General features: G+C 73.9%; 10 protein-coding genes and 1 pseudogene. 4 read left to right on the top strand and 7 right to left on the bottom strand.

What is annotated here, in order from left to right:
* Positions 1-11 precede the first annotated feature (11 nt).
* Positions 12-221, top strand: coding sequence for an MbtH family protein (locus tag ACFU5F_RS17885; RefSeq protein ID WP_013005929.1), 210 nt, complete (start codon positions 12-14; stop codon positions 219-221).
* Positions 222-294: 73 nt separating this feature from the next.
* Here the strand turns inward: ACFU5F_RS17885 and ACFU5F_RS17880 are convergent, their stop codons facing one another.
* Genes ACFU5F_RS17880 through ACFU5F_RS17870 form a run of 3 tightly spaced genes read right to left on the bottom strand, consistent with a single transcriptional unit; the run spans position 295 to position 4948 of the window.
* Entirely contained in the window at positions 295-1365 is a 1071-nt protein-coding gene (locus ACFU5F_RS17880) for an iron-siderophore ABC transporter substrate-binding protein (RefSeq protein WP_383887885.1), read from the bottom strand.
* Positions 1365-3233, bottom strand: coding sequence for an ABC transporter ATP-binding protein (locus ACFU5F_RS17875; protein ID WP_383887883.1), 1869 nt, complete (start codon positions 3231-3233; stop codon positions 1365-1367). The genes ACFU5F_RS17880 and ACFU5F_RS17875 overlap by 1 nt, the downstream gene beginning before the upstream one ends.
* On the bottom strand, positions 3230-4948 hold the full coding sequence (locus ACFU5F_RS17870) for an ABC transporter ATP-binding protein (protein WP_383887881.1): 1719 nt from the start codon (positions 4946-4948) through the stop codon (positions 3230-3232). Before ACFU5F_RS17870 ends, ACFU5F_RS17875 begins: the two co-directional genes overlap by 4 nt.
* A 310-nt stretch (positions 4949-5258) precedes the next feature.
* Between ACFU5F_RS17870 and ACFU5F_RS17865 the strand changes: the two are divergent.
* Together ACFU5F_RS17865 and ACFU5F_RS17860 are read left to right on the top strand one after the other, a co-directional pair.
* Positions 5259-5531 (top strand): annotated as a pseudogene (locus ACFU5F_RS17865) (amidohydrolase family protein); the annotation flags it as partial.
* Between the two features lie 124 nt (positions 5532-5655).
* On the top strand, positions 5656-6342 hold the full coding sequence (locus ACFU5F_RS17860) for a hypothetical protein (protein WP_383887879.1): 687 nt from the start codon (positions 5656-5658) through the stop codon (positions 6340-6342).
* Between the two features lie 4 nt (positions 6343-6346).
* Here the strand turns inward: ACFU5F_RS17860 and ACFU5F_RS17855 are convergent, their stop codons facing one another.
* Both ACFU5F_RS17855 and ACFU5F_RS17850 read right to left on the bottom strand, forming a co-directional pair.
* Positions 6347-6838, bottom strand: coding sequence for an SRPBCC family protein (locus ACFU5F_RS17855; RefSeq protein WP_383887877.1), 492 nt, complete (start codon positions 6836-6838; stop codon positions 6347-6349).
* The gene (locus ACFU5F_RS17850) at positions 6835-7227 is read right to left on the bottom strand and encodes an ArsR/SmtB family transcription factor (RefSeq protein ID WP_383887875.1); all 393 of its coding nucleotides are present in this window, start codon (positions 7225-7227) and stop codon (positions 6835-6837) included. The genes ACFU5F_RS17855 and ACFU5F_RS17850 overlap by 4 nt, the downstream gene beginning before the upstream one ends.
* A gap of 349 nt (positions 7228-7576) precedes the next feature.
* Between ACFU5F_RS17850 and ACFU5F_RS17845 the strand changes: the two genes are divergently transcribed.
* Complete coding sequence (locus ACFU5F_RS17845; RefSeq protein ID WP_383887873.1) at positions 7577-8041, top strand: RpiB/LacA/LacB family sugar-phosphate isomerase; 465 nt, start codon at positions 7577-7579, stop codon at positions 8039-8041.
* Here the strand turns inward: ACFU5F_RS17845 and ACFU5F_RS17840 are convergent.
* The gene (locus tag ACFU5F_RS17840) at positions 8013-9017 is read right to left on the bottom strand and encodes a serine/threonine-protein kinase (protein ID WP_383887871.1); all 1005 of its coding nucleotides are present in this window, start codon (positions 9015-9017) and stop codon (positions 8013-8015) included. The two genes, ACFU5F_RS17845 and ACFU5F_RS17840, sit on opposite strands and share 29 nt — an antisense overlap.
* Entirely contained in the window at positions 9010-9693 is a 684-nt protein-coding gene (locus ACFU5F_RS17835) for a hypothetical protein (RefSeq protein ID WP_383887869.1), read from the bottom strand. The genes ACFU5F_RS17840 and ACFU5F_RS17835 overlap by 8 nt, the downstream gene beginning before the upstream one ends.
* Positions 9694-9698 lie beyond the last annotated feature (5 nt).

The following is a 9698-nucleotide window of genomic DNA, read 5'->3' as shown; positions in this document are numbered from 1 at the left end:
AGAGGAATGCCATGAGCAACCCGTTCGAGGATCCCGAAGGCACCTACCTGGTGCTGGTCAACGACGAGAACCAGCACAGCCTGTGGCCGGACTTCGTGGAGGTGCCCGCCGGCTGGCGGGTGGTGCACGGACCCGGCTCGCGGCAGTCCTGCCTGGACCACGTCGAGACCCACTGGACCGACATGCGGCCGCGGAGCCTGGCCGAGTCGATGGACGGCTGACGGGCCGGGGCACGGACACACGGGAAGGGGGCCGGTCGGTGACCGGCCCCCTTCCGTACTCCCACCCGCCGCGTCAGGACGCGGGCTGCTCCACCTTCGTGTCCGTCTTGCCGTCGACGGCCGCCGCCAGCTGCGGGGCCAGCCGCTCGACCACGTACGGCAGGCTGAGGACGGAGACGAAGGACGTGGCGTTGCCGTAGTCGCTGCTCTCGTCCACGAAGACCTCGCGGCCCTCCTTGACGACTCCCAGGTCCTTGTAGGAGGCGTCCTTGTGCAGCTTCGCGGCGTCCTTGGCCGGGTCGCCGACGATCCACACGATGGCGTCCTGGTCCAGCAGGTCGGTGCGTTCCTTGCTGATGTTCGCCCCGAACTGGTCGCCGATGGCCTTGTCCAGGTCCGTCGGCAGGGAGAACCCGAGGCCGGTCAGCAGGCGGGAGCGGGCGTCCTGGCTGCCGAAGACGAACATGCCCTCGTACGGGGTGGCCATCACGCCCGTGGCGCCCTTGAACGCCGGGTACTGGTCCGCGGCGGCCTTGATCTTCGCCTCGGTGGCGGCGACCGCGTCGGCGGCCTCCTTCTCCTTGCCGAGCGCCTTGCCGATCGTCTCGGTCTGCTCCTGCCACGGGACGCCGTAGTCGTTGTACGCCTTCGGCTGGGCGACCACGGGCGCGAACTTGGACAGCGACTCGTACTGCTCCTTGGTGAGTCCGCCGTACACCGCGAGGATCAGGTCGGGCTTGAGGGCCGCGATCTTCTCGATCTGCGGGCCGGTGCCCGTGTCCTTGAGGACGGTCGGCACCTTTCCGGAACCGAGCTTGTCCTCGGCCCAGGGGCCGATGGCGCCCTTGTAGCCGCCGAGCCACTCGGTGGTGCCGACGGGGACCTTGCCGAGGGCGAGGACCGCGTCCTGGTCGGTGAGGCCGACGGTGACGATCCGCTCGGGCTCGGTTTTGATGGTGGTGCTGCCGTACTTGTGGTCGACGGAGACCGGGAAGGACTCGCCGGAGGTGCTCGCCTCGGCGCCGGCGCCCGGCGTGTCGGCGGCGTCGTCCGAGGAGGAGCCACCTCCGCACGCGGTGGCGAGGAGCAGGGTGGCGGAGGCGAGCACGACGGCGAGCCGTGGCGCTCTGCGGGAGCGGAACATCACAGGTCCTTCGGTTCGGGGTTCTTCGGAGCGGGAGGTGTGGGGGTCTCGGGGGCCGGCCGGGGGCCGGTGACGCGGGCGTCGGACCAGGCCGACCAGAGGGCGGCGTAGGGGCCCCGCGCGGCGTGGAGTTCGTCGTGGGTGCCGCTCTCGACCACGCGGCCGTCCTCCATGACGACGACGCGGTCGGCGGTGGCCGCCTGGCTGAGGCGGTGGGCGACGATCAGCGCGGTCCGCCCGTCCACGGCGCGGGCGACCGCCTTCTCCAGGGTCCGCGCTCCGGCGCTGCCTGCCTCGGCGGTGGCCTCGTCGAGGATCACCAGGGGCGGGTCGGCGAGGATCAGCCGGGCCAGCGCGAGGGCCTGGGTGCGTTCGCCGCTGAGCCGGTGGCCGCCGTCGCCGACGACCGTGGCGAGCCCGTCGGGCAGGGCCTCGGCCCAGGCGAGGGCGTCGACGCGGTCGAGGGCGGCGCGCAGTTCGTCGTCGCCGGCATCGGGCTTGGCGAGCCGCAGGTCGTCGGCGAGGGGGCCCGCGAAGACGTGGGTCTCCTGAGTGATCAGGGCGATCGTGCGAGAGGCGGCGGGGCCGAGTTCGGTGGGCGGGATCCCGCCCACCAGGACGCTGCCGGTGGTGGGCGGCTGAATGCCCGCGACGAGCTTGGCCAGGGTGGTCTTGCCGGCTCCGCTGGCGCCGACGAGAGCGACGCGTTCGCCGTGCCGGATCGTCAGGTCGATGTCGTGCAGGACCGGATGGCCGGGCCGGTAGGCGTGGCCGAGGCCGCGGACGCTGACGTCGGCGCCGCCGGCCCGCACGGGGTGCGTGGGCGCCGGGGGCACCGGCTCGTCGGTGACGCCGACGAGCCGGGCGAGTCCGGCCGTGGCCGACTGGGCGTCGTCGAGGAGGGCGAGGGCCGCGTTGACGGGGCCGAACAGGCCGTGGAAGTACAGGGCGGCGGCGGTCGCCGTACCGATGCTGGCCGAGCCGTCGCGGACCAGCCAGTAGCCGGTGACCAGGACGGCGGCGAGCCCGATGTACTCGGCGATGTGCAGGCGGCTGTAGAAGCCGAGGACGAGCCGTACGCCCCGCATCGTCAGCGCCACCACGGACCAGGAGCGTTCGGTGACCCGCTCGGTGTGCTCCGGGCCCAGCCGGAACGCCCGCACGGTGGAGCCGCCGCCGATGGTGTCCAGCATCTGCTGCTGCTGGGCGCCCGCGGCCACCCGCTGCTCGGCGTAGAGCGGGATGGCGCGGGTGACGTACCAGCGGGCGGTGGCGGCCTGGACGGGGACGGCGAGGAGCGCGGCGAACAGGAAGCGCCAGTCGAGCAGGGCCATCGCCCCGAGGGTGAGGACGATGGTGAGCACGGAACTGCCCAGCGCGGGCAGCGCGTTGCGGACGGCATCGGCGATGAGGGAGACGTCGGCGGTGACCCGGGCGGTCAGGTCGCCGGCGCCGGCCTTCTCGACGCGCTCCAGCGGGAGCGTGAGGGCGCGTTCGACGAAGCGTTCGCGCAGCCGGGCGAGGGTCGTCTCGCCCAGCCGGGCGATCTGGGAGAGCCCGAACCCGGCGGTGACGCCCTGCGCCACGGCGACGGCCACCAACAGGACGGCCGTGACCGTGATGGCGTCGGCGGACCCGCGGCCGGCGGCCAGGTCGACGATCCGGCCCAGCAGCGGCTGCACGAGCAGGCCCACGGCGGTGGAGGCGACCATCACGGTGAGGGCGGACAGCGCCAACCGACGCTGCGGGCGCAGCAGTTCGGCGACCGCGGCCCGGGTACGGGCGGGCGTGGCGACGGGCAGCAGGTCGGGTCCGGTGCGGTCGTCGCCGCGGGCGACGGCGTCGACGGCGTCGGATCGCTCGGTCATGTGAGGACCGCCGTACGGTAGTCGGCGCGCTCGCGGACGAGGCGCTCGTGGTCTCCGGTCGCGGTGATCCGGCCGTCGTGGAGGAGGACGGCGCGGTCGGTGACGGCGAGGAGGGCCGGGCTGTTGGTCACCAGGAGCGTGGTGCGTCCGCCGCGGACGTCCCTGATCCCGGCGGCGATCCGTGTCTCGGTGACGGCGTCGACGGCGGTCGCGGGCTCGTGCACGACGAGGACGGGCGCGTCGGCGGCCAGGGCGCGGGCCAGGGCGACGCGCTGGCGCTGTCCGCCGGAGAGCGAACGGCCGCGCGCGGTGACGGCCGTGTCGACGCCGTGGGGCAGCGCCCGGGCGACCTCGTCGGTGCCGGAGGCGGCCATCGCGGCCGTGACTCCCGCCGGCAGGGGCGGTGCGGTGGCGGGGAGTGCCGCCGTGACGTTGTCCAGGACGGTTCCCTCGAACAGGTCCGCGTCGTGCTCGGCGACGAGGATCGCCGCGCGTACGTCGGTCAGGGCCAGCGACGTCAGGGTCGTGCCGTCGAGTTCGACGGCGCCGTCGTCGGGGTCGGCGTGGCGTCCGAGGAGGCGGAGCAGGGCGGCGGCGTCGGCGGGGGCGGTGACGGCGATGCCGACCGTCTCGCCGGGGGCGATGTCCAGGTCGAGGCCGCGCAGGGTGCCGCAGGTGACGGACCGCAGGGTCAGCCGTCCCTCGACGGCGCCCGCGGTGAGGGTGTCCGGGGACGGTGCCTCGGACACGTCGCCGGGGGCGTCCAGCACCTCCGCGATCCGGGCGGCGGAGGCGCGGCCCTGGGCCAGTTCGGCGTTGATCCAGGCGAACTCGCCGAGCGGGCCGACGAGGAACAGGGCGAGGCCGACGGAGGAGACGAGTTCGCCGATGCCGATGTCGCCGCGGGCGGCGAGGCGTCCGCCGACGAGGGCGACCAGGGCGATGAAGGCGCCGGTGAGGATGGTGACGACACCGTGCTGCCACGCCTCGGCGCGGGCGGCGCGCAGGGTGGAGGCGAGGGAGTCCTGGCTGACGCGGCGGTAGCGGGCGACGGCGGCCCGCTCGGCGCCGATGCCCTTGAGGACGCGCAGTCCGGCCACCAGGTCGGCGGCGACGCCGGAGGCCTGTGCGGCACGTTCCTGCTCGGTCTCGCTGCGGCGTTCCAGGGGCTTGCTCAGCAGGTGGCCCAGCCACAGCAGCAGCGGGGTGCCGAGGAGGACGAGCAGGCCCAGGGCGAGGGAGACCCGTAGCAGCGCGACCGCGCCGACCACGAGACCCGCGGTGGCCGCGAAGGCGACGATGAGGGCCATGGCGACGGCACCGACCCGTTTGGCGTCCTCGGTGGCGATGTTGGTCAGTTCGCCCGGCAGTCTTCCCTCCTCGGCGCCGCCCTCGGGAGCGAGGACACGGCCGACGAGTGCGGTTCTGAGGTGGTGGGCGGCCGTGACGGCGGCACGCTCGCCGGCCCGCGCGCTGAAGCGGAAGCTGAAGGAGAGTCCGACGTACACCGCGGCCAGGACGACGAGCCACAGCAGGAGTCCGGTGACGTCGCCGTCCACGACTCCGCGGTCGATGGCCAGTCCGATGAGTACCGGCACCAGCGCCTCGCCCGTCTGGTGGCCCATCCCGAGGACCGCGCCCACCACGACATCCCGACGCTGTCCGCCGACCGCGCGCCACAGGACCTTCCGTCCCGGCGGGTCCGCCTTCCTCACGTGTCCCTCCGGACCGGTTTCACCTACACAGAAAAGTACAAGAAACTTAGGTAAGGCTAACTACATTTGCCGTGCCGTGACCAGCCCCGAGACGTCTTCGAGACCTGACCGAGCTTCCCCGGACGCCGGGACGCTACCCCACAGCCCCCTCAACTGGCCGAATTATCAAGCCAGTTCACCGACACGAGAGACATCGGGCGACCGCCCCGACCGGAAGGACCTGTCCGTGCTCAGCACCAGGATCACCAACGCCCGCGTCATCACGATGGACCCGGACCGGCCCGCCGCCCGGGAACTGGGCATCTGGCAGGGGCGGATCGTCGGCCTGGACGAGGACGTGGCGGCGCTCCCCGCGCGGCGGACGGTGGACCTGGACGGCCCCACGCTGCTCCCCGGGGCCCTGCGCGCGTACACCACCGAGGCGGCGTACGCCTGCCACTGGGAGGCCGACGCCGGCACGCTCACCCCCGGCAAGCGGGCCGACCTCGTGGTGCTGGGCGACGATCCGCGCCGGGTGGAGGTGTCCCGCATCGGGGAGATCGAGGTGGTGCGGACGTTCGTCGAGGGCGAGGAAGAGTTCTGACGCGGCGTGCGGCACCGGCGGCACAACCGCCCGTGCCGCAAAGGTCGTTGGAACGCGGTCCTCGTCGTATACGGCGGGGACCGGACGCCCAATACTGTGCCCAGACGTCGTCAGGGGGCACTCGATGAAGTGGTTTCAGCGCGAGCGTGCCGGGCAACGGGCCGTCGTGGCACCGCCGTCCGGGCCGGGCGAGAGCGACGAACCGCCGCGGCAGGCACCCCCGCCGCTCACCACCGGCGAACCGGCCCTCCAGCGGATCGGCGGCCACACCGGCCAGGTCACCCGGCTGACCACCGGGACGGATCCGGTCATCCTCGACATCACGCACACGGGCACCGGGCACTTCGCCGTGGACGCCCTGGACGAGCGGCTGCACTCCCAGAGCCAACTCGTCTACACCGGCGGGCCCTTCTCGTGCCGTGCCCTGGTGAACGCCGACGACCGGCCGGTGCGGGCGCTGCGGATCCAGGCGGCCGGACCCTGGACGGTCGACGTGAGCCCGGTGACGAGCGTGCTCGCCTGCGGGGGACACACCCGGCGTCCCGCCTCCGACGTCCTGCGGCACACCGGGGGCCCCGGAACCGCGGTCCTGCGCTACGAGGGCGATCCGCGGTCCGACGACGGCGGCTACTTCCTCGTCGACGCCTTCGAACCGGACGGCACCGCCTACCTCGGCCAACTGGCCGACCACGTGGGCCCCTGGGAGGGCGAAGCGACCCTCACCGGTCCCTGCCTCATCCACGTCCGTTCCGACGGGCCGTGGTCGATCACCGTCCGGCCGCGCCCGTCGCGGGAACAGCGGTCCGGATGACGACTCAGGCCAGGGACTCGTAGTACGCCTTCTGTGCCGGGTAGTAGTCCTCGAACTCGGGCCGGGGCCCGCCCGCGCGTGCGGTGGTGAGCATGTCCAGGTAGTACTCCCAGCCGGGGCCGGTCGAGCCGAGGGCGTCCGGGGTGACGAGATGGTGGACCAGCCGGAGTTCGGTGACACCCTCGGTCTCGGCCAGCAGCAGCTCCAGCGACCAGGAACCCGCCTCGTCCTCCATGGAGACGGCCAGGCGCCGGGGCGGCTCACAGGCCTCGATCCGCATCGGACACCACGGGGCCGACTCCTCGAACGCCAACCGCACCTCGATGGTGCGGCCCGGCGCGGCCTCGCCACGCCAGGGGCCGAACCAGCGCGCGGTGCGCTCGGGCTCGGTGACGCTCGCCCAGACGTCGGTCGCGGGGGCGGCGTAGGTACGGGTGAGGACGAGGTCGTATCCAGACGGCGTGGACAGGAGCTGTCCGGTGGGTTCGGGGGTCATGCGATGTCCTCCCTGGGGTGGGGCGCGCTGGGTGAGGGGGTGTCGGGCTCGGCCCGCTTCCGGTCCCTGCGGGTCCGGTGGACCTCGGTCTCCAGCGCCGCGAGGCGCTGCGACCAGCCGGGCCGGCGGGCGTCGAACAGGGCGAGCCAGGTGGCGAGGTGGGCCAGCCGGGTCGGCACGAGCGAGTACCGGCGGTGGCGTCCGATCTGCTCGTCCCGGGCCAGTCCGGCCTCACGCAGTACGCGCAAGTGGCGGCTCACCGCGGGCCGGCTGATGGGGAACCGGCCCGCGATCTCGCCCGCCGTCAGCGGGCTGTGCCGCAGCAGGAGCAGGATCTCCCGGCGCACCGGATCGGCGATGGCCTCGGCCACCTCGCTGAGGTCGTCCACCCCAAAAGCGTAACCCATAGGTTACGCATTTGGGTTCAGGGTTTCCGGACGCGCGCGGATCCCGGCGGTCTCCTCCCCCGGCCACGCCCACCGCACGGGCCCCGGCCGCCGTCGGCACCCGGCCCTGGCCCGCCGCCCATGCAGCCGGGTGGTCCGCCGACGACGAGGAGGACCAGCTGTCGGCGGAGGCGGATTCGGACAGCGCCACCGAGGGCGACGATCAGCCCCCCGGCTGAGCCCGTCAGCACGAGCGCGAGAGGCGTGACCCGCGCCGATGACCAGGGAGCCCAAGACCAGGGTGAACGTGGGGCCGCGGGCGTCGGTCAGCTCGCCGGGTAGCCTCGGGGGCATGCGGATCTCCGTCTCCTCGGACATGGACGAGCCCGTCGCCCGCCTCCTCCTCGCGGAGCTGCGCGGCCGGGGGCACGAGGTGCTGACCCACGGCGCGCTGCGCGAGGGCGACGACCCCCGGTGGGCGGTCTGCTCGGAGGCGGCGGCACGCGATGTCGCCGCCGGGAGGGCGGACCAGGCCGTCGTGTGCTGCTGGACGGGCACCGGCGCGTCGATCGCCGCGAACAAGGTGCCCGGGGTACGGGCCGCCCTGTGCGGGGACGCGTACACGGCCGACGGTGCCCGCCGCTGGAACCACGCCAACGTCCTGGCGATCGGGCTGCGGCTGACCTCCGGGCCGCTGCTCAAGGAGATCCTCGACTCCTGGTTCGCCGCCGAGGACGGCCAGGACGCCGACGACCGGGAGAACGTGGCCCGCGTCGGCCGACTCGATGTCAGCCGGGGTGAGGACCGGACCGGATGAAGACGGGTGCGGCCCAGGGCGGCGGGTCCGGCGGGGCCTCGGGCGGCCCGGACGCCTTCGGCGTGGACACCCTCGCCGGCATCGGCCCCTGCGGGTGGCCGCCGGCGACGTCGGCGGCCCTGAGCGCGGCCACGAAGGACAGACAGGAGTCGTACCGGTCGTCCGGGGACTTGGCCAGCGCCGTCGCCAGCACCGTGTCGACGGCCGGCGGCAGATCGGGGCGCCCGGCGGTCAGCGGGGGCGGCTCGTCGTACTGATGGGCCCACAACAGGGCCATGTCGTCGTCCCGCTGGAAGGGCGGCCGGCCGGCGAGCGTCTCGTGGACGACGCAGGCGAGGCTGTAGACGTCGCAGCGGCCGTCGACGGGCTTGCCGGAGATCTGCTCCGGGGCCACGTAGTCGAGGGTGCCCACGAACTGGCCCACGCTGGTGAAGCCGGTCAGGGACAGGGACTTCTTCGTCAGGCCGAAGTCGGTGAGGTAGACGTGCTCGGGGTGGTCGCTGTCGGTGCCCTGCGCGACGAGGATGTTGCCGGGCTTCACGTCCCGGTGCACCAGACCGTGGTCGTGCGCCGCGTCGAGCGCGGAGGCGACCTGGGTGGCGATCCGGGTGGCGGCCCGGACCGGCAGGGGGCCCTCCCGGTCCAGGAGGTGCCGCAGATCGCTGCCCGCGACGTACCGCATGGCGATGTAGAGGACCCCGTCCGTCTCGCCCGCCTCGAAGACCGGCACGATGTGCGGGTGATCGATCGCGGCGGCCACCCGTGACTCGTGCGTGAAGCGCCGCCGGAAGGTGTCGTTGCGGGCCAGTTCCGGGGCCAGCAGCTTGAGCGCGACCGTCCGTTCCAGGCGCAGGTCCAGGGCCTGGTAGACGACGGCCATACCGCCCCGGCCGATCTCGCGTTCGATGCGGTAGCCCGCGATCTGCCGTCCGACCAGCTCGGAGGGGCGCCCCGCGTACGGCTGTGTCTCACTCATCGCGGGTCACCGGCGGGACCAGGCGGGTGGGTTCGTGATCGCGCGGCCCGTGGTCCGCCGGCCGGTGACCGGACGGCGGACGGTCGGCCGTACGGTCCCGCTCCGGTTCGGGGCCGGGTTCCGCCACGACGCGCGTCGCTTCTGGGGCCGGGGCGGTGGCGGGCGGGAGGCGTGGGGCGGCCGGGGTCGCGCGCGGGGCGTCCCCGACGGCGAAGGCGCTCAGTCGGGTCCCGTCGCAGTACACCCACCGCTCGTGCGCGGCGTCGAACAGCCACAGAGACTCGCCGTCGACGACCACCCCGATCCGCAGACCCTTCGTGCGGTCGTGGAAGGACTCGCCGTCGCGGTGCCCCGCGGCCAGCGCCTCCGCCTCGGTGCGGTAGCGCGTCAGGGCCTCCTCGGCCCGGGCCAGCAGCGGACGCGGGTCGGCGGTGCGGGCGTCGTCCGCGCCGGCCGCGGGCGGGTCCCGGGGTACGGCGACGAGGAGACGGGCGTCGACCCACGCGGACCAGCCGTTGGCGCACAGGGCGTGCCCCCAGTCGCCGCGCCGCTCCAGGAGCTGGACGGGCAGCAGCGCGTCGAGGGCCACGGTGGGCCGGGAGGGGTCGGGAAGCTCCCAGGCGGGCAGTCCGCCCGGCGGGACGACATGGGTGGGGAGGAAACCGGGGGTCGTCATCGCGG

Source organism: Streptomyces sp. NPDC057438, assembly GCF_042802995.1.
In the GTDB taxonomy this organism is placed as follows: Bacteria; Actinomycetota; Actinomycetes; order Streptomycetales; family Streptomycetaceae; genus Streptomyces.
Note: the sequence above shows the minus strand (reverse complement) of the source record. Positions and strands in the feature narration are given on the sequence as shown.

Excerpts from the sequence above, each read along its gene's own strand:
- ACFU5F_RS17885 (WP_013005929.1), top strand. The coding sequence starts at position 12 with ATGAGCAACCCGTTCGAGGATCCCGAAGGCACCTACCTGGTGCTGGTC.
- ACFU5F_RS17880 (WP_383887885.1), bottom strand. The coding sequence starts at position 1,365 with ATGTTCCGCTCCCGCAGAGCGCCACGGCTCGCCGTCGTGCTCGCCTCC.
- ACFU5F_RS17875 (WP_383887883.1), bottom strand. The coding sequence starts at position 3,233 with ATGACCGAGCGATCCGACGCCGTCGACGCCGTCGCCCGCGGCGACGAC.
- ACFU5F_RS17860 (WP_383887879.1), top strand. The coding sequence starts at position 5,656 with ATGAAGTGGTTTCAGCGCGAGCGTGCCGGGCAACGGGCCGTCGTGGCA.
- ACFU5F_RS17855 (WP_383887877.1), bottom strand. The coding sequence starts at position 6,838 with ATGACCCCCGAACCCACCGGACAGCTCCTGTCCACGCCGTCTGGATAC.
- ACFU5F_RS17845 (WP_383887873.1), top strand. The coding sequence starts at position 7,577 with ATGCGGATCTCCGTCTCCTCGGACATGGACGAGCCCGTCGCCCGCCTC.
- ACFU5F_RS17840 (WP_383887871.1), bottom strand. The coding sequence starts at position 9,017 with ATGAGTGAGACACAGCCGTACGCGGGGCGCCCCTCCGAGCTGGTCGGA.
- ACFU5F_RS17835 (WP_383887869.1), bottom strand. The coding sequence starts at position 9,693 with ATGACGACCCCCGGTTTCCTCCCCACCCATGTCGTCCCGCCGGGCGGA.